19 protein-coding genes and 1 pseudogene are annotated in these 19741 nt (G+C 37.1%); 11 read left to right on the forward strand and 9 right to left on the reverse strand.

The window, feature by feature from the left end; translation table 11 throughout:
* Positions 1-36: 36 nt before the first annotated feature.
* From MT390_RS03695 to cdd, 9 genes are all read left to right on the forward strand, one after another.
* Positions 37-1650: a BCCT family transporter gene (locus MT390_RS03695; protein ID WP_499439668.1), complete on the forward strand. Its 1614-nt coding sequence runs from the start codon at positions 37-39 to the stop codon at positions 1648-1650.
* 119 nt (positions 1651-1769) lie between these two features.
* Positions 1770-2084, forward strand: coding sequence for a DUF3861 domain-containing protein (locus MT390_RS03700; protein ID WP_499439669.1), 315 nt, complete (start codon positions 1770-1772; stop codon positions 2082-2084).
* 68 nt (positions 2085-2152) lie between these two features.
* Positions 2153-2641, forward strand: a complete 489-nt coding sequence (locus tag MT390_RS03705) for a DUF4405 domain-containing protein (RefSeq protein ID WP_499439670.1) — start codon at positions 2153-2155, stop codon at positions 2639-2641.
* Positions 2638-3954, forward strand: a complete 1317-nt coding sequence (locus MT390_RS03710) for an FAD-binding oxidoreductase (protein ID WP_499439672.1) — start codon at positions 2638-2640, stop codon at positions 3952-3954. The genes MT390_RS03705 and MT390_RS03710 overlap by 4 nt, the downstream gene beginning before the upstream one ends.
* A 306-nt stretch (positions 3955-4260) precedes the next feature.
* Complete coding sequence (locus MT390_RS03715) at positions 4261-5199, forward strand: LysR family transcriptional regulator (protein WP_499439673.1); 939 nt, start codon at positions 4261-4263, stop codon at positions 5197-5199.
* Positions 5200-5542: 343 nt separating this feature from the next.
* Complete coding sequence (gene deoC, locus MT390_RS03720; RefSeq protein WP_499439674.1) at positions 5543-6319, forward strand: deoxyribose-phosphate aldolase; 777 nt, start codon at positions 5543-5545, stop codon at positions 6317-6319.
* A gap of 91 nt (positions 6320-6410) precedes the next feature.
* The gene (gene deoA, locus MT390_RS03725; protein ID WP_499439675.1) at positions 6411-7742 is read left to right on the forward strand and encodes a thymidine phosphorylase; all 1332 of its coding nucleotides are present in this window, start codon (positions 6411-6413) and stop codon (positions 7740-7742) included.
* Between the two features lie 319 nt (positions 7743-8061).
* On the forward strand, positions 8062-8592 hold the full coding sequence (locus MT390_RS03730; protein ID WP_166371310.1) for a DUF1097 domain-containing protein: 531 nt from the start codon (positions 8062-8064) through the stop codon (positions 8590-8592).
* Between the two features lie 27 nt (positions 8593-8619).
* Positions 8620-9507 carry a cytidine deaminase gene (cdd, locus tag MT390_RS03735; RefSeq protein ID WP_499439676.1) on the forward strand — a complete coding sequence of 296 codons (888 nt, stop codon included), beginning with the start codon at positions 8620-8622 and terminating at the stop codon, positions 9505-9507.
* Between the two features lie 204 nt (positions 9508-9711).
* On the opposite strand, the gene MT390_RS03740 is transcribed toward cdd, so the two are convergent.
* Both MT390_RS03740 and MT390_RS03745 read right to left on the reverse strand, forming a co-directional pair.
* Positions 9712-10173 carry a lysozyme inhibitor LprI family protein gene (locus MT390_RS03740; protein WP_499439677.1) on the reverse strand — a complete coding sequence of 154 codons (462 nt, stop codon included), beginning with the start codon at positions 10171-10173 and terminating at the stop codon, positions 9712-9714.
* A complete protein-coding gene (locus MT390_RS03745; RefSeq protein WP_499439678.1) occupies positions 10167-10931 on the reverse strand; it encodes a glycoside hydrolase family protein in 765 nt (254 codons plus the stop codon). The genes MT390_RS03740 and MT390_RS03745 overlap by 7 nt, the downstream gene beginning before the upstream one ends.
* A 490-nt stretch (positions 10932-11421) precedes the next feature.
* On the opposite strand from MT390_RS03745, the gene MT390_RS03750 reads away from it, so the two are divergent.
* Positions 11422-12246, forward strand: coding sequence for a Cof-type HAD-IIB family hydrolase (locus MT390_RS03750; protein ID WP_499439680.1), 825 nt, complete (start codon positions 11422-11424; stop codon positions 12244-12246).
* A 306-nt stretch (positions 12247-12552) separates the two neighbouring features.
* On the opposite strand, the gene MT390_RS03755 is transcribed toward MT390_RS03750, so the two are convergent.
* Entirely contained in the window at positions 12553-13962 is a 1410-nt protein-coding gene (locus MT390_RS03755; protein ID WP_499439681.1) for an amidohydrolase, read from the reverse strand.
* Positions 13963-14367: 405 nt separating this feature from the next.
* Complete coding sequence (locus tag MT390_RS03760; RefSeq protein ID WP_499439682.1) at positions 14368-14955, reverse strand: uracil-DNA glycosylase family protein; 588 nt, start codon at positions 14953-14955, stop codon at positions 14368-14370.
* Positions 14956-15231: 276 nt separating this feature from the next.
* Between MT390_RS03760 and MT390_RS03765 the strand changes: the two genes are divergently transcribed.
* Positions 15232-15555, forward strand: a complete 324-nt coding sequence (locus tag MT390_RS03765) for a hypothetical protein (RefSeq protein WP_499439683.1) — start codon at positions 15232-15234, stop codon at positions 15553-15555.
* 221 nt (positions 15556-15776) lie between these two features.
* Here the strand turns inward: MT390_RS03765 and MT390_RS03770 are convergent, their stop codons facing one another.
* The 5 genes and pseudogenes from MT390_RS03770 to MT390_RS03790 all read right to left on the reverse strand — a co-directional run bounded on the left by MT390_RS03770 (position 15777) and on the right by MT390_RS03790 (position 19609).
* On the reverse strand, positions 15777-16157 hold the full coding sequence (locus tag MT390_RS03770; protein ID WP_499439685.1) for a VOC family protein: 381 nt from the start codon (positions 16155-16157) through the stop codon (positions 15777-15779).
* Positions 16158-16363: 206 nt separating this feature from the next.
* Positions 16364-16483, reverse strand: a pseudogene (locus MT390_RS03775) (IS982 family transposase); the annotation flags it as partial.
* 519 nt (positions 16484-17002) lie between these two features.
* Positions 17003-17638: a DsbA family oxidoreductase gene (locus tag MT390_RS03780; protein WP_499439686.1), complete on the reverse strand. Its 636-nt coding sequence runs from the start codon at positions 17636-17638 to the stop codon at positions 17003-17005.
* Positions 17639-17751: 113 nt separating this feature from the next.
* Entirely contained in the window at positions 17752-18606 is an 855-nt protein-coding gene (locus tag MT390_RS03785) for a hypothetical protein (protein ID WP_499439687.1), read from the reverse strand.
* A 145-nt stretch (positions 18607-18751) separates the two neighbouring features.
* Positions 18752-19609, reverse strand: a complete 858-nt coding sequence (locus MT390_RS03790; protein WP_499439688.1) for an SMP-30/gluconolactonase/LRE family protein — start codon at positions 19607-19609, stop codon at positions 18752-18754.
* Positions 19610-19741 lie beyond the last annotated feature (132 nt).

Consider the following 19741-nt stretch of genomic DNA (forward strand, 5'->3'; position numbering starts at 1 on the left):
CAATTGCGCTTATGATTGGACGAATAGGAACCTGACATGGAAAATAATAATCTGAACAACTTTGACCGTACCACGGTGATCATATCTTTAGTCATCGTAAGTGCATTATCTACCTTCTTCTTAACTGATACCGAACGTGCTATTGGCATCGCCGGTGATATATTTACATTAATAGCTTACTATTTTGGTACCCCCATTCTGTGGTTTGGTTTTGCGATGGTATTAATTGGTGCATTCTTAATGGTAAGCAAATACGGCAATATCCGTATGGGTAACGAAAAACCTGAATATTCAACCTTCGCTTATATTACTATGATGGCCTTGGCGGGTGTTGGTTCAGGAACTGTTTATTGGGCTTTCCTTGAGTGGTCTTATTACATTAAAACACCTCCCTTTGCTATCGAAGCAGGTTCGACACTAGCACATGAATGGGCTGTTACTTACTCTTTACATCATTGGGGAGTAACGGCTTGGGCTTTATATGCAATAAGCGCTGTGCCAATCATGTACTCTTATTATGTTCGTAAAAATCCATCGTTGAAACTCAGCGATATAATAAAGGTAATGATAAAAAATAAAGCCATTGGTAAAGTTGTTGGACGTACCATCGACATCACATACCCTATTGCTATCGTATTTGGACTGATCATTGTACTTGCGCTTGGTGTCCCTATTGTTTCTGCCTCTGTTGCTCAATTATTTGGTTTGACTGATACCCTATTACTTAAACTATTAATGTTAGGGGTGGTTGCAGCATTACTTATTATTAGTTCTTTTGTCGGGCTTGAGAAAGGAATGAAAAATATATCCAGCTACGGTACTTATTCTCTAATCGCACTGGTTGCTTATATTCTTGTTTTTGGTCCAACTCTATTTATTTTAGAAAATACCAGTACATCAATCAGCATGTGGGCTTCTAACTTCATTCATATGAGCCTATACACCGACGCAATTAACCAAGATAAATTTCCACAAAACTGGACCGCTTATTTCTGGGCTTACTGGATGATTTTCATTCCAATGATGTGTATCTTTGTTACCAAGGTATCTAAAGGACGCACACTTCGTGACGTTATCGCTTGTATGCTAGGCGGCGGGACAGCAGGAACAGCAATACTATTCTCCGTTGCTGGCTCTTTTATGATGAAAACCCAACTGGATGGAAAAATAGATATCAGTAAAATGGTTTCTGATGGACAAGCAAGTCAATCGATCGTGGCAGCATTAAACACACTTCCCTTTTCTTCAGTTATTTTGGCTGTATTTATTGTTGCAACCTTTTTGTTATTAGTTACCACCTTAGACGGTTCGGTATTCACCGTTGCTTGTCAAACTCAACGCGTTTTAGATAGAGACAAGAACCCAGCAACCTTATTTAAGATCTTTTGGTGTTTGGTCATTATCGCTATCCCTGCTGTGTTTATCATCGTTAATGCACCCGTCGGGTCAATGCAGTCTGCTATCTTAATATTTGCCGCACCACTGTTAATACTGATAAGTTATATGTTGATGAAAACGTTCAAATATATGCGTGAAGATTACGGCCATCTTAGCGCGACTGAAATAATTGATATGCACAAAGTTGAGGAAAAACTGACTACAAAACCAGAAATGGCACAGTCATTACATAAATCGACCACTGCTGTTTAACATCGTTTAATTAACTTAATAGGGTCAGCACTATTGATGGCCCTATTTATCTAGTAAACTCCCCCTAACAACTAATCAGACTTGTTTTTAAAATTAAAGACCATATTGGAGAAATAATCATGATCCCTAAAAGCAAAAAAGGTAATAGCTATAAGATCACTGTTGAAGAAATTGATTCGGAAACTGTTGAATGTCAAAAATTACAGTTTGAGTTTGAAGATAGAGAAGATTTGTTTAATCTTGTAGAAAATCTGAAAAAAGGCAGCGGTTTGGAAGCATCAGATGTCCCTAAAGTGGCCGTTGCGCTGCGCTTATTAGGTCCGGTTATGATGCAGCAACGCAAACATGCATTATTTGCTGATTTTATGCCCCACTTTAAGACCTTTATGCAGCACCTTAAAAATACAGTAAAAGATACAATACAAAACAAATAACACAGCGACATAATGACCACTTTAAGCACAAAATAGTAATTAACTATTTATTTACATGGTGAGATAACATGCCCCAAAGCACGTGGAAAAATGATTTTTTAAAAATGCGTTATGTCATGGATATTTGGCTTTTTATTTCGTTTATTCTAGTTTGCGTTCCTAAATTCACAGGCGTTGCAATACACGAATGGTTAAGCTTCTTCTTCTTCATCCCTTTCATGACCCACTTACTATTGCATTGGGATTGGATTAAAAACTTCCCTAAATTATTGATCAATAATCTGAAAGGACAAGCTCGCTTTAATGCAATATGGGATCTAATTATTTACCTGACCATGATGATAGTAATACTGAGTGGCGTTATTGTTTCCGAAGTTGTATTGCCTTTGTTAGGACTTGGGTTACCGCTATCCCCTTTCTGGTTTATGATCCACGACACTTCAAGTAACTTATTAATACCAATGCTCGGGATACACTTAGCCTTACATTGGGACTGGATCAAGACAATGACTGTAAAAATGAAAAACAAAGCCGCTTCAGTCAAGGAAGTAAAATGAAGTACCTGACTCATCAATGGAAAAAACGTAGTGCCATCATTTTAACCATCTCTAGCTTAGTTTGTGCTGCATTATGGTTATTAACTTTGACTGATTGGGCGACAGAAATTAATGCTGTTCCATTACCGCTTAATGACACTAACGAGAACCCGATGTGGGTAATGATCATCGTACCGTTTGTAAAAGTCGCAGTATTTATTATCGTCCCAGCTTTTTTGTGTTTGCGAATACTTTGGCTTATTAAATTCATTGGCAAACTGATTAATGGCCGGTCTAACAACGCAGAATCGACCTCCAATAACCCGATCGACACATCCAACATTGCTCTTATTTGCGAACAACGTATTCAAGAAACCCATGATACTGTCACCTTTTGTTTTAAATCACCTGCTCTGGAGTACCATTCAGGCCAATATATTTCTATACAAGTGAATGTGAATGGTATTATCACTCGTCGTGCTTATACTCTGTCTTCCAGTCCAACAAGGCCAGAAAACTGGATGCTAACGGTTAAACGAGTTCAAGAAGGTAAGGTTTCCAATTACTTGCATGACAAACTACAACCAGGTATGCAATTGCAAGCTACCTCTCCGCGTGGACAATTCAATCTCATAGATGCAACCCAAAGTGACGATTATGTATTTATTAGTGCCGGTAGTGGTATCACACCAATGATAGCGATGACGCGTTATTTGGTAGATACTCAATCTCCTTCACAAATTCACTTCATCTATTTTACACGTAGTGTCGATGACATTATATTCGCTGACGAACTCAAAAAGTTAAATGAGCAACATGCAAATATCAATGTAGATATCATACTTTCAGACATTCCTGCCAAAGGATATAAAACCGGATTAATTAGAGAGTCGTTGTTAAATGAATTGATTCCTAAACTGTCGAATCATGCGGTATATACATGTGGTCCGGCCCCTTTCATGAACATTCTTGAAGCGTACTTAATACAGCAAAGTTTTGACATGCAACATTTCTATAAAGAGAGTTTCGGTGAACGGTCATCTCATTCAATTGACACTACCAACCAAAATTTATTCACCATCAGTGTACCAGCTTCAAACACTTCTATTGAAATGAGCGGTTGCGCGACACTACTTGATGCCATTGAGGAAATGAATTTACCCATCATTCAAGATTGTCGTTCCGGTGTTTGCGGCTCTTGCAAATGCCAAATCACCAAGGGTAACGTAGAAAGTAGCAGTCAAGTTGGTCTCAGTGATGACGATGTGGCTCAAGGTTATGTATTAGCATGTAGTACGCACCTCAAAAGTGATGTTGAGATATCATTGGTTTGAGCCTGCAAATAAAGCTTCAAATTAATTTTCATTCACTGAAAAATATAAAATAGATAATCGAAAAACACAATTCACGCGAAGTAATAAGCTGGACGTGAATTGCACTTATTTCCAGCTTCTAAAAAATACTCAGCCTACTAGTGAATGCCCTTAAGAATGAGGGATTACCCTCGCATCGCGACAATAGATATTGATCAATAGCAGGTTAATTTAAATTATTCACTTCACTTATCTACCATTCGGCTCTTTTACTGGCATTGCATTTACTATCTTTGTAAGATGCTTTTTTAAAACTTGGAAATTGAAATGAAAAATCGTGCTAATCAAATGTATTTATTACATATATTGAAAATGAGTGGCAGCTTTACTAAAGCGGCTGAACGATTGGATGTATCAATTTCCTATGTTAGTAAACAATTAACTCAATTAGAGTCAGAACTCAATGTGCAACTTGTGCAAAGAACCACGCGCAATTTAACCTTAACCGATGCTGGTATTGAGTTTGCTGAACATTGTGCTCAACTCTATGCCAATATTCAAAATGCAGAAGCGGCAATGATGGATGCAACGGAACAAATGTCAGGCACCATCCGTTTGGCACTATCACGAAGTTTTGGCGCACTGCACGTCATTCCAGTATTAGATAAAATGCAAAAACAGTATCCAGAGATCAATTTTGACATCACTTTCTCAGATCAAAAGATCGACATGCTAAATGAAGGTATTCATTTATGGATAACAACCCATGCAGATATTAATGAGGGTTATATAGCCCAAAGAGTCGCCGATGGTAATTTTGTGCTTGCCGCTTCACCGGGATACCTAGAAAGAAGCCCGAAACCTATTCACCCAGATGATTTATTGCATCATAACTGCGTGACTTATCATAGTAATACCCGTGACTATAGTTATTGGCCATTTAGTAAAGGTGAGCAATTGTGCTGTAACCATGTGACGGGCAACTATCGTGTCAACCTTTCTGAAGCGGTAAGAGACGCAGTTATCGGAGACCACGGCGTTGGCTATATTGCGACCTATTTATTATCCAATGAATTTGAAACAGGTAAACTTATCCAACTCCTGCCAGATTGGAAAGCTAATTTAGATATGCCGGTTTATGCCGTCTACCCACGAAAAAAGCACCTTCCAAAAAGACTCAATGCAGTGATCACGTTTTTGAAGGAGCATATTGGTACGCCTCCCTATTGGGATATTGCATTAGGTCCTTGGGTTAAGAACATCTAACCGTACTAAATATACCTATCTTTTAATTTTTGACTGCCAGTGTTTTTTATTATGACGGTTCGCTTAAAATGCCTCCTAATAACAGAGCTTCGTCTATGCTCTGTTATGTCTTTTATATCCAATTTTTATAAACCTAATTTTATAAAATTACTTGTATAGTCTAGTTGTATAACTTTACTGCATAACCTAACTGTTAAAAAACCTCCAAGGACTTTAATCAACCCATCACTTTTTCCATACGTAAAAAGTGCTTTGCCAATATCGTATATATCAATGCTTTTATTAGATGTAATCTCAAGCACATAAACTTCTTTCAACTTACGATAAAACCGGAGCCAACCCTATGTCTGATATTAAAAAAGCTGCTTTACGTGCACTCAAGCTAATGGATTTAACTACATTGAATGACGATGATACTGATCAAAAAGTAATCGAGCTTTGTCATAATGCTAAAACGGCCGTTGGTAATACTGCTGCAATTTGTATTTATCCTCGTTTTATCCCTATTGCTAAGAAAACCCTACTTGAACAAGGTACGCCTGAAGTGCGTATCGCAACCGTGACTAATTTTCCACACGGCAACGATGATATTGAGATTGCAGTTGCAGAAACTAAAGCTGCGATTGCTTATGGAGCCGATGAAGTTGATGTGGTTTTTCCGTACCGCGCCCTGATCGCCGGTAATGAAAATGTTGGTTATGAGTTAGTAAAACAATGTAAAGCAGCATGTGGTGACACTTTACTTAAAGTGATCATTGAAACTGGAGAACTTAAAACTGAAGCATTAATTAAGCGTGCGTCAGAGTTAAGCATTGAAGCTGGTACAAATTTCATCAAAACCTCCACTGGTAAAGTTGCAGTTAATGCCACACCAGAATCAGCTGAAATTATGCTTAAAGTGATCCGCGATATGGGTGTTACTCAGCGCGTTGGTTTCAAGCCGGCAGGTGGCGTGAAAACAGCACAAGATGCGGCTCAATATCTAGCAATGGCAGATCAAATTTTAGGTGAGCAATGGGCCGATAACATGCATTACCGTTTTGGTGCATCAAGCCTACTGACTAATTTATTGAATACATTAGAAGTGACGAATCAAACAGCCGATGCAACAGCATACTAGGCATCGTTTTCGATACAGCTAGCCCTTCTATTTATTTCAGAGGGGCAGACAAACAATTAATTAAAACTCGTTAAAGAGTATGGAGAGATTAATGTTTTTACCTCAAGAAATTATCCGTAAAAAACGTGATGGACAAGTGCTAAGCACTGAAGAAATCAATTTTTTCATTCAAGGTGTGGCAGACGATACTATTTCAGAAAGCCAAATTGGCGCATTTGCTATGACTATTTTCTTTAATGAAATGGATATGTCAGAGCGAATTGCCCTTACCTGTGCAATGCGTGATTCAGGTATGGTTATGAATTGGGATCACATGAATTTTGGTGGCCCTATTGTTGATAAACATTCAACGGGTGGCGTTGGTGATGTTACCTCGCTTATGTTAGGTCCAATGGTTGCAGCCTGTGGCGGTTTTGTACCAATGATCTCCGGCCGTGGCCTTGGCCATACAGGTGGCACACTAGATAAATTAGAATCAATTCCTGGTTACAACATTACTCCAAGTAATGATGTTTTTGGTGAAGTAACCAAACAAGCAGGTGTGGCGATAATTGGCCAAACTGGCAACCTTGCACCAGCCGATAAACGTGTTTACGCTATTCGAGATATCACTGCTACGGTAGATAATATTAGTTTGATCACCGCCTCTATTTTATCTAAAAAACTAGCTGCTGGTTTGGATTCATTAGTGATGGATGTAAAAGTAGGTTCCGGCGCATTTATGCCAACCTATCAGGCATCTGAAGAACTGGCTAAATCTATTGTTGCTGTAGCAAATGGTGCTGGCACAAAAACAACGGCTATTTTAACTGATATGAATCAGGTATTAGCCTCGTCGGCAGGTAATGCACTCGAAGTACGTGAAGCTGTCCAATTCTTAACAGGTGAATACCGTAATCCTCGCCTCTATGAAGTCACCATGGCACTTTGTGCAGAAATGCTAGTATTGGGTAAATTAGCCAAAGACAGCGAGCAAGCACACCAACAGTTGCAAACCGTACTCGACAACGGCACTGCTGCTGCTTGTTTCAGTAAGATGGTTGCCGGTTTAGGCGGACCTAAAGACTTTGTTGAACACTACGACAAATACCTAGAAAAAGCACAAATTAGCAAACCTGTTTACGCAGAAAAAAGTGGCATTGTTTCGGCGATGGATACCAGAGCAATTGGTATGGCCGTAGTAAGTATGGGTGGTGGACGTCGCGTTTCTACCGATACAATTGACTATGCAGTTGGTTTTGATAATTTCATTTGTTTAGGTGAAACTGCAAACGATCAAAAACCACTCGCAGTGATTCATGCACGTAGTGAAGAACAATGGCAAGAAGCTGCAACAGCACTACTTCAGGCTATTAAAGTAGGCGACCAAGCTTATCAACCAACACCAAATGTTTACGGACAAATCCGCGCGGAAGATATTTAAAGCAAAGCCTATAAAAAGGCACAAGAAACGAGAGTAAGAGTTATTGAAGCAGTATTTGATGCTCATAGCTTAATGTAAGAAATAATGATATTGCCTTTGAATATGATGATTAATCTATTCATTTGTTAGTTTATTATCAGATAGCATTGAACAAAAGTGCTGCCTAATATCGGTTAACGTTTAACAAAGGGTTATGTAACGCAACCAATCAATTATTACCTCTCTTTTCTATAAAGATAAGCACATGTTTTACTCAAAGCATGTGCTTTCTTTTCATGTTTTTTATACCATTTTAATTTACAAAGGTTAGGAATATTCAATGAGTTTACTGTTAGCATTGTCAATCAGCACGGGCATTTTATCCGGCTTGTTAGTTTGGTTTACTAATTTTTTTGATATTGCAAGTTGGTTAGTTTTCTTAGGGGCAACCAGTTATTTCGCTTCTACTGATAAAGGCATGAAAGGATTGGTTCAAGTCTGGTTGACTAATTTCAGTGGTGCAATCTGGGCAATTTTAATTATTCTTCTCTCCACTTACCTTGCAGCTGATTTTGCTTCGTATGCTACAACGGCTATCTTCGCCTTTGCTATGTGTTTTCAAGCTAAATTTAATGTGCTTAAATTTATCCCTGGCACATTCATCGGTGCCGCCGCCATTTTTTCTGCCAATGGAGAATGGATGGTTACGATTATTGCCTTATTTGTTGGTGCTATTGTTGGCTTTCTGATGACTTATACCGGAGAACAATTGCATAAATGGAGCGAGCGTCGCTCAAGCGATAAAAAATCCCTACATTCAGAAAGCATTAGATCAGAAGCCAGTTGTTCAGAAAGCCTAGGAATAAAATAATAGAAATTAAATAATGGGAATAAAATAATGAATAAATTGTTAGTAAACGCATTAAATGAACTACCTATAATTTTAGCCGATTACTTAAAACCTATCGTTGAAGATAAAAACTTTTCTGCCACTATTTCAGTAGCCCAATTTAATGAGTTAATGACTTTAACAGCATTAAGCGACAGTGAGTTACGTATTGCACTGCTTCCACTTGCTGCAAGTTACTCCTATTCTCCTATCTCCAATTTCTGTGTCGGAGCGATTGCACGCGGCCTTTCAGGAATATTATACTTTGGGGCTAATATTGAACTACCAGGGTCACCATTGGCACAAGCGGTACATGCTGAACAATCTGCCATTTCCCATGCTTGGATGAAAGGAGAAAAAGGCATACAAGATATCACCATAAACTACAGTCCCTGCGGACATTGCCGACAGTTTATGAATGAACTAAGTAGTGCGGATAAAATGATGGTACAACTGCCAAATCGACAGGCAAAAACGTTACAAGAATATCTACCAGAATCATTTGGTCCTAAAAATCTCAATATAAAGACCTTGTTAATGGAAGATAAACCACAAAAATATGCCATTTCTGATAATGATTTATTGCTCACTAATGCCGTTGCTGCTTTAAATATCAGTCATGCCCCCTATTCAGAAAACTATTGTGGCATCGCTGTTCAACTTGATGATCAATCAATCTATATAGGTGCTTATGCTGAAAATGCAGCTTTTAATCCAAGTTTGCCACCACTTCAAGTTGCGTTAATACAAATACTTTTAGCGGGTAAAGACTTTGCACAAATTTCAGCCGTAGCATTGGTCGAACTTGAAGTCGGTAAAATAAGTCATAAATCAACGACACAATCTGTTTTAGATACCTTGGAACTTGGTATTCAACTTAATTATCTAACTATTTAAAATGATGAGCTGTTAATTGAAAAATACAGCATTATTTACAGGGTCCAGAAATACGTGCTGTGAGCTTTTTTTTGTTTTAATCATTTAAATAAAGCTAAACATCTCAAGTAGCAATATATTTTGGTATTAGAAGCTAGTGTCATAGTCTAACGCTAAATGCTTTTTAAATAATTCAACGTTGAAGACTATTTGTATAATTCGCCGTTAAAGACTTTTTGCATAATGTAACAACTGAATAATACGATCTTTAACTATCCGCGTTCGATAATCACCACGAGATATTCCCGCTGAAGTGCCAAAATCGTCACGAGTCCAAGTACTTTTAATTAACTCAAATTCTGCATCACGGTACTTTAACCAGAATCGCTGCGCGGCTATCAAATCTGAATACCTTGCCTTGGGTAATTTCGACTTAATACTTGTAAAAGCGTTATTCAATTCTTTGTCTAAAAATAGCAGATAGTTATCATAGGCAACTAAATACTCTCTGCTGTTATTGTTGGGGTCATCGATTGCTATCACATAAACAACTTCTCGTTTTTCAAATTCGCCAATCAGATCTGGAGTATCAGGGTTATCAATTGCAGACGCTGCAAAAATAACGCTAATAGATAACAAACAACTAAGAACAAACTGACAGGGATAAATAAACCAACTTTTTACCATTTTTCATAAACTCCTTTCTGATAGATATTCCACTCAGCCTGTCTTCTATTTTCTAAACCACGGTTAACTTTACCTTGTGATTTATTCCAAGCTTTCCAAGCTTTTTCTAGTGTAGAGTAAGCGGTTATAACTTCAGGATCATTGATCATTTTTAACACAGATGACTGAGAGAAACCTGTTTGACCGATATTAAAAGCGAATATGACCATTGCATCGAATTCATGTTGCATCACATCACCCCTCACTTTACTTTTTACTGTGTTAATAAAAGGATTGAGATCTGCTTGTAATAATCTAATCGCTTGATCCTCGTTCAAACCGGCTTGGTATTTAGACCAATCTGATTTAGCAATCAAATGACCATAACCAATCGTTGCACCTTCTACCCAAACTTTAATATCTTTGCCAGTTTGATCGTCATAGGGAGTTATCGCCAACCCTTCGATCTCTTTCAAAAGGTTGATTCCTTTATCACCAAAAAATAGCGAACTACTCGATGTAACTATTTCTTTAGTTACCTGCAAACGCTTCAAGGTTTCACCATTAACTTCGACCAAACCGTCTGGTTGAAGCATATTCATCATTACTTCTTGGAAAGCGTTTATTCGTTTAATCGTAAAAGGCCCTGATTGCCCATCTATTTTCAAAGGCTTTGTAAAGGCAGCTAACTTATGTTGATTGAGCAAGCCTTGTACTATTTTAACGTCTTCAACGTTGTTTTCGCCTTTATCTCCCACTGATGCAGTTATTATTTTCATAGTAATTCTCCTTCCTTTATGGAGCGCCCTTCTTGACACCGATAAGGACAAAAAAGAATAAATTTCTGGAACGATTGTTATAATTTACTAATGACTGCTGGTGATGCATGAACATCTAACTATTTCAAAAGTTAAACTAACGGTCATTTTTATTGCTCAACATTTAACCACATTAATTCATATTTAATTGATGCTCAACTAGTTATTCTCTTTTCTATCATCGATTGAATAAATTGAGTGATGGGCGTTTTTAAAAGGAATTTATTATTTAGTACAATAGCTGGCTAAAAATCAAACCAAGAAGTAATACTTTATTTAGGATGAGACCAAAAACGCGATCTAGATGATTTTTAACAGAGCATGAAACGTCACTTCTAAATTGTTTCTTTTAATAATAGTCACATGGTTTTTATCCATTTGCTAAAGCATAACTAAAAATCATATAATCATTCTATTATCAATCCCTTACAAAATAAGCGAGCATTCATCAATGGCACAACATAATATTAAATTCATTGCTACCGATATGGATGGCACTTTGTTAGATAAAGATGGTCGTTTACCACCTGATTTTTTTGAGGTGTTCCAACAATTAGAGCAAAGAGATATTATGTTTGCAGCTGCTTCTGGACGCCAATATTATAGCTTATTACAAACCTTTTCTTCGGTTAAAGACCGCATGATGTTCATTGCTGAAAATGGCACCTTAGTTATGCATCAAGGCAAAGAGCTCTACAGTTGTACTATTGATATCGACTCAATACATAGCATTATCAAAGAGGCTCGAAAAATCGAAGCGGCACATATTGTCTTATGTGGTAAAAAGTCCGCATACATTGAAACACAAGTACCTGAAGCACTGGAAGAAATAAAAAAATACTACCATCGTTGTAATTATGTAAAAGATTTACTCGAAGTTGAAGATGAGTTTATTAAGGTGGCTATTTGCCATTTTGATGGCTCGCAAGAATTTATATATCCGTCAATTAATGCAAAATTCGATGTCGACCACAAAGTAGTGGTAAGCGCCAAGATTTGGCTTGATGTGATGAATATAAATGCTTCAAAAGGCGATGCCATCAAATATTTACAAGACAAATTAAAATTTAGTTTCGAACAAACAATGAGTTTTGGTGATTACTTTAACGATATCGAAATGTTACAAGCAAGCTTTCATTCTTATGCAGTAGAAAATGCACATGAAAAAGTAAAAACATATGCCCGTTTTAGTGCGCCGAGTAATCTTGAGTATGGTGTGATGAAAGTAATCAGAGATCATCTTGATCTTGTCGATTTATCAGATCCGATTGATTAAAATTTCGGTAAAATACCATTATGTGGCTCTTTAAGCTTTACTGTTCCTAAATTAATGTTTGGCTGTAAAACTAATCCATTGCACATATACCTAGCGTTTTATTAGATTGTACTTTTTGCTCATCACTAAGCACTTTTAAGCTAGAAATGAGTCCTTGGGCTTATAAACTAAAATGATTAAAAGTTGAGGTGTAATGGTTTGATCGTAAATCACAAGAGGAATTGAATAGTAAAACTACAGGTATGCCTCTGTTCTAGATAAATAGAACGGGCAAACTGGATAATTTAGCCCGTTATGTCTCACTTTTTATTGCACAATTTCCCCACTTTCGATAATAGTTTTTCTAACAATATCGGTAAATTTCAATGCTTCTTCACGAATTTTATTTTCATCTACTGTCAAAATCTTTTTATCTTCCATGAGTAATTTTCCGTCAACGATAGCATGACGGACATTGGTCGGATAAGCAGAGTAGACTAAAGCTGAATATGGGTTGTACATGGGAACCATATTCACCGCTTTAGTATCGATAACAATGATATCAGCAAGTTTGCCTACTTCTAATGATCCTATCTTATCTTCCATATGTAAGGCTCTGGCCGCCCCCATGGTGGACATATCAATCACTTTCACTGGCGGCATTGCAGCGCGATCGTGATTAACTAACTTGTGTACTTTTGCTACTTGTCCAAATTCTGCAATGGTACTTAAGTTGTTACCTGACATTGGCCCATCAGTTCCTAAGCCAATGCGAACTCCTTGATCATACATTTTGAGTGCCGGTGAGACACCTTTTGCTGATTTTATATTTGCACTCATGTTATGTGCAACGCCCATATCGCTTGCTTTAACCAAAGCGATATCTTCGTCGTCAACTAAGATCATATGTGCACCAACAAGCTGACTATTTAACGCACCGATATCATGCATATATTGAACAGGACTTTTACCTCCGCTGATTTCTGCAATTTTCTCTTCTTCGCGTACTGATTCTGCTAAATGAATCAATACTGGCACACCTTTTTCTTCGGATAATTTTGCAACTTGTTGCAATACTTCTGTTGTATTAGTGTAAGGAGCATGTGGTGCAAATGCAGGTGTGATACGAGGATGATCTTTATATTCTTCGATAAATTTAAGCGCATAGGCAATGCCTTCCTGTGCATTTTTTGCATCCGCCACAGGGAATTTTATGACTGTTTCACCTAATACTGCACGCATACCGATTTTATCAACGGTTTTTGCCACTTCATCTTCAAAATAGTACATATCTGCATAAGTGGTTACACCGCCCTTTAGCATCTCTACGTTACCCAAGTTAGCTCCGATACGGACCATATCACGAGAAACCAGATTTGATTCGAGCGGGAAGATATAACGGTGTAAGCGATCTGGCACATCATCGGCAAGTGAACGGAAGACGGTCATTGAAACATGTGTATGCGTATTAATAAGCCCTGGCATAACGATGTCGCCAGCAACATTCATTATTTTATCTGCTTGGTATTGTTCTGCTAAATTTTTATCGCCGACAGCAATAATTTTATTATCTTTAATGGCAACAGTGCCTGATTCATAAATAGTTTTTTCTGCATTCATAGTCAGTACAGTTGCATCGGTGATCAGTATGTCAATATTTTCTACTGCGAAAGCTGAAGTAGAGAATAAAGATGTCGTCGTTAATGCAGCTGCGATTAAATTTTTTTTAAAACCCATAGGTGATCCCTTTTTTGAAAAATAAAGTGCCGATGCGGTAAAGCAAGATGTAACTAATATGAATAGAACGCAGTTGATTTATAATCAAATATTAAAATAAAAGCAGTAGATTAGCTATTTATTTAATGTAAATACAAGACACTTGAGGGAGCAATTTCTATTGGTAGCTTTTGATAGTAGTTATTATAGTCAGGCATAAGTTATTTCCCCTTTTCTTTAGAACGAGCAAAGAAGATACAACACAGTAGTTACTGTCAAACCTACACACCCCCAGCTTAGGTAGAGGTTTAGCAATGTTTAATTAAGTTACCAGTATCTAATCAGCCCTAGATTCGCATAATAAGAAAAATATAATAGCTTTAAATAGGAAATAACTTTCTCAAGACCAAACAAACCATTAAAAATTTATGATAACAGTATTTTATCTACTCTACTTTTTAGCACAGTCAAAACATCTGCTTCAAACCATGGATTCTTTTTTAACCAGATATTATTGCGCGGACTTGGGTGTGGAAGAGGCATAACATGTTCCCCATAAGCCGCCCAGTTTCTGACTGTTTCAGTAAGGTTTTTTTCTCTATTTTTTAAATGCCATGCCAAAGCATATTGCCCGATGACAAGCGTAAGTTGAATCTCAGGCATCGCTTCCAATAATTGATTGCGCCATGTCTTCGCACATATTGGTGGTGGAGGTAGATCACCTGATTTCCCTTTTCCTGGGTAACAAAACGCCATAGGTAATATTGCAATTTTTTGTGAGTTATAAAAAGTTTCTTTATCAATCCCCATCCATTCTCTTAAACGATCCCCACTCGGGTCATCAAATGGAATACCTGTTGCATGAACCTTTGAGCCAGGCGCTTGCCCTGCTATAAGAATTTTTGCGTGCTTATTAACTTGCAAAACAGGGCGAACACCGTCTTTTAAAATAGGTTCACAAATTTTGCAAGAACGAACCTCTGTTAATAATTGATTGAAAGACCTTGTTTTCATAGCTTCCTAGATTTGTTTAATAACTGTAATTTATTCGATTAGATGGTTATCAATCACTACAGATCTATTAATAAAATATAATTGACCTTAATTTTACATTTATTTTTTGTAAATGATATGCTGCTTAGTGATTATGATTGCGTCTTTTTTGTGAATTAAATTTATGAATTGTGGTGATCTAAATTGGGATTATAAATAAAACGTTATGTGATGAAGCATTATGTACATATAACAAATTTATTAAATGCAATAATCTACAATAATGAGGAAAACAAAATGATTCAAGGTCAACTTTACAGTGGTCAAATAACCGAAACAATAGCTATTTCAGATATAAATCAAGGTAGAGATATTAATCTGAATTTACATCATAGTGATAGTGGCGGTTCTATAAAGGTTTACGTACTAGGTGCTGATGAAGCAACCTTTAAAGTTAAACATGTTTTAACGGTTGTTCCAGGAGGAACAGATGTGTCTTTAAATTTCACGGCTAATTATAACTACATTCAATTGGAAGCAGTTGATGCGGAACAAGGCGCTAGTGAGCATGAACGCCCTTCAGTTAGATATGATCTCGACAAACAAACTCTTCCTGTATAACTGCGTTTTGATACGTACTCCAGCAAGCACCTGTCTTAATGATGGGTGTTTTATAACGAAGTATTAGAATAGCTTATTTTAAGCCTACTTAGTTTTATGAAACAACCACCATAACTTCCTAAAATCGATTCCACTATTTACTGTCATAAGTCGAGCTACCGGCCTTGTGCAACAATCAGATAATGTGTCGATTGTGAAACACCTCCCCCTATTTTAGGTTGCTATTCACCTATATTCTCTTTTAAAAAAATCGCCTCTAAGCCTACACCAGATGGTGTTTTGAAAAAAACTTGTGTCATATCTCTTTCAGCAGAATATTTAATAGAGTATTCCGTTGAAAGTATTTTTAAAGTTTTTATTAGTTTATTAAGACCACTAAGTCGAAAGGCAATATGATCTAAGTAACCTTGTTTTTCATTTCTATAATGCTCATTACTTTCAATCAAATGAATGAGTACTTTATCTTTATAATATAACCAGTAGCCATTTTGGGATAATTTAGGTCTCCACCCTTCAACTAAATCAAAAACTTCACACAGAAATTTTTTATCTTCTGTCAGTATTTTTGCTGGTGCACTGATATTAAAATGATCGATATGCATAAGTCCCCTAACGAGGCTGTAGAATTTATTCATTCTCAGCCCGAATTTTATTTATAAAAACACAGTATTTTATATTTACCCGAAATTCAAATAGATTATTGAATTTTCAATAAATTATTGAATTTTCAATAAATTATTGAATTTTCAATAGTTGTAAAAGTATTTACTAGGCTTAATAATCTGATATATTTTAGCTTTTTAGCTTTTTAGCTTTTTAGCTTTTTTAAACAATAATCGACTAAACTTGATATCAAATTGAGCATTAAACCATTTAAATTTCTATGCCTACAGAGCTCAATTTGAGAAATATTTTTAAGCTGGTCATTGAACTTTTTGTTATGGGTGGCTAATTCATTTCAACCACTACTTTGAAATACATTAACAACATTTATTATCTCGTGATATGGCCAAAACTAAGCTAAAAATGCTAAGAAGAATATGCCCAAATACGACTTACAGAAGTAAAAATAAATGACTAGAATAATACTCGATTTCGGGAGTTACCGAGCGTCACCTCATATAGATTGGAATATAGCAAAATACAGTTGGATAGCTGAATTATCCATCTCAACTATCTGAACCTAATTGATTTTGGTAAAAATTTAGATCAAGCTATATTTTACGGTTCTTAAATGACAATGCATGAAAACGCTCAATAATAAACAGTAATGCTCTTTCTAATACGAAAGGAGGTAGGAAATAGCCGAAGGGATTTGTTTTATTATTCTATTTTATTGAAATGGATCCTCAATCTTTGTTCGTCAGTCGTACTGCCGCAGTACGACTGAAGATTAATACCTATTTCCAGAGTTCTGGTTTTATTAATTCCCTCATATTATTGAAGATTAAGGTTGTTCACTCGCTTGCTGTAGAATTGCTTTTAATGCATCTACCTTGTGTAAACCGTACACTGGTATATTGCCATTGATCAGATAAAATGGAATACCGTTTATCCCTTTTGTCATCGCCTCTGTAATGTCTGAATGAGCCGCATTGAGGTATGTTTTTTCTTCAAATGCTTTTGCGAGTTTATACGCATCCAAACCAATCTCGCCAGCAAGATCTAATAACGTTTGTTTATCGCCGATATCCTTGCCTTCTTCAAAGGTAGCTTGATATATACGCTCAATCATCAGCTCTTTTTTACCTTCTGCATCAGCAAATTTAGTGGCCTGATGTGCAAGAATAGTATTATTGATAGTTTGAGCAGCCAGGTTCAACTGTAAACCAAAACCAGCGGCCATTTGAGTGTGTTGTTCGTTATGGGCTTTGCCCCATTCGTATGATTTACCGTATCTTTTTGCCACAAGATCATTGAGATCTTCGCCAGCGTGACAAGCTTCATTTGGCTCCAGCTGAAAACTCTTATGTACAATTTCTATCTCTTCATTCAATGCAAGTCCGTCAAGCGCTTGATCAAGGCTGGCTTGTCCCATGTAACAGTAAGGACAGGTATAATCTGCCCACATTTCAATTTTCATCGTATTTTTCCTTTTGAGCACATAAAGTGCGCATAATTAGTTTAAAAGTATTTCGAGTTGCTGGCTCTATTGCCCGTTGGGCTGATAAAAAACAATAGCCTATTTGCTTTGTATTACTTGGCACCAAAATAGGTAATGTCATAAATAGCTTCTTTACGTTCACCTGTTGGGGATACATGATCAAAAACGGTCATACTATTTCGGTTAACGACGATATGGTCGCTCTCTGCCCCTTTTTCCCATGAGATAAAGTAGATACCATCCGCAATCTTAGTGGCTGCGGTAAAAACATCTTTTATATCCTGATTATTTTTACTGACGTAGGTGCGATCACCATCTACTTCGATTTCTATCACGCCATCAGGCGTATCATATTTTATAGAAAGCCCTGTTAGCTCCTTTCTGCCCGCTATATCTTCAGGGAAATTCGATATTTTGGCTGTGAAGGCAAACGGTGGTAGATTCTTCTCAGCGATGTTTTTCTTTAATATTTTGCCAATATCTTTAATAGGGGTAAGTTGTGAATGTGGGAAAACACTTTCCGGGCTGTTTATATTGTAAACATCACCGTGAATCTGCCACAAAGCATCTTTTACTTGGGACTCCGACAAGTGAGCATTTACCCTCATAGTGTTATAATTATGAACGACATTGTCTCCGCTACTCCCTGTAGACCAAGAAAAGAAATAAATATTGTCAGCAACCTTTGATATCTGTGGCACAACCTCAGTAGCAACGCCCTGAAAGTATCCTTTTTGACCAAGCCATTTGATTTTATTGTTATAAATAGCTAGGTTAAAATCATCAAAACCATCGTAACCGTAATTGATCACGGCGCCTCTTAATGACTCATAACCAGAGCCGGAAATACTCTTTTCTGGCGTATAGCTAGTCAGCTTATTGGTATCAATAGCTGAGCATGCTGACAATACGAATAGACTTACTGCGATTGTTAATACTCTCTTCATTTTTCAGTTCCTTTTCCTAGAATTTTTATTATTTCTGTCGGCTTTAGGAATCGTTACACAATAACTTGCGCTAAATTGTTTCCAAAAAGTCCCAAATGACTGACTATTTTGAAAACAAAACCGCAAGTAATTTTGAAGCCGATCCTTAATCGTTGATGATCTTGTAAGCAGCCACTTTGCTCTTAAGTAAGAATGGAACAAACAGCGTATCAGTACTGTCATCAACACTAATATCCGCAGTACTAATATCTAACGTGCCTAACAGCGTTCGTTCTTTGTCTGTGATCTGATAAATTTCACCCGCAGGGAAGTGACTGACAACCAGTGAATTATTCAATTCAGTTAGACCATCCAAACCACCAAGTCTGTAGCTTGAATTGATCATTTGTAGCGATTTGTCAGCGATATTAATTTTATAAATTGAGCCATACTCTTCAGGCTCAAATTGCTGAGCTAACTTACTCGCCATATTGGCGACAACAAGTGTATTACCTTGTGCCAACAAGCCGTTTGGATGTGGGAGGTTTGTATCTTCCAACCAAACAACTAATTCATTATTGATCAGGGTGTAGATTTTTCCTGCCGCGATATCTCCAACAAATACTTGTCCTTTATCAGTAATCGTCAGGTCATTAAGCATGACAGCACCATTAGCCTTTACGCTCTTAGTAATACTGCCTGTTTCGGTGTTGATGATATGGACCTGATTTCTATCTACAACATAGAGATCGCTGCCAAACATACCCATACCCGTAGGCATGCCTAATCCATCAATCCATTTTAGTTGCTCGATAACACCACCTTTAGAAAGCTTGCTGATAAAACCGGGTTCTTGACCGTTTACATTAGAAACATAGATCCATTGATGTTCAGGTGAAACATAAATAGATTCTGGTTGCGAGAATCCTGTTAGTTCCCATTGTCGTGCTAATGAGGCGGCTTGAGTCGCGTTAGCAAACAATAAAGACAGACCGATAAAGGCCGATGCAATGGTAGATTTCAATGTTGTTAACTCCGTCAGTGTAAATACTTAATCAAGGTGGTCGATTGCATTGGATTATCGCGCGACTCGAAGCAATGATATAGAGGCATATATTCAATTTATTATTGATTATTAAGAAATAATAAATTGGGT

It is taken from the genome of Vibrio sp. 2-Bac 85, from assembly GCF_037546705.1.
Taxonomy (GTDB): Bacteria; Pseudomonadota; Gammaproteobacteria; order Enterobacterales; family Psychromonadaceae; genus Psychromonas.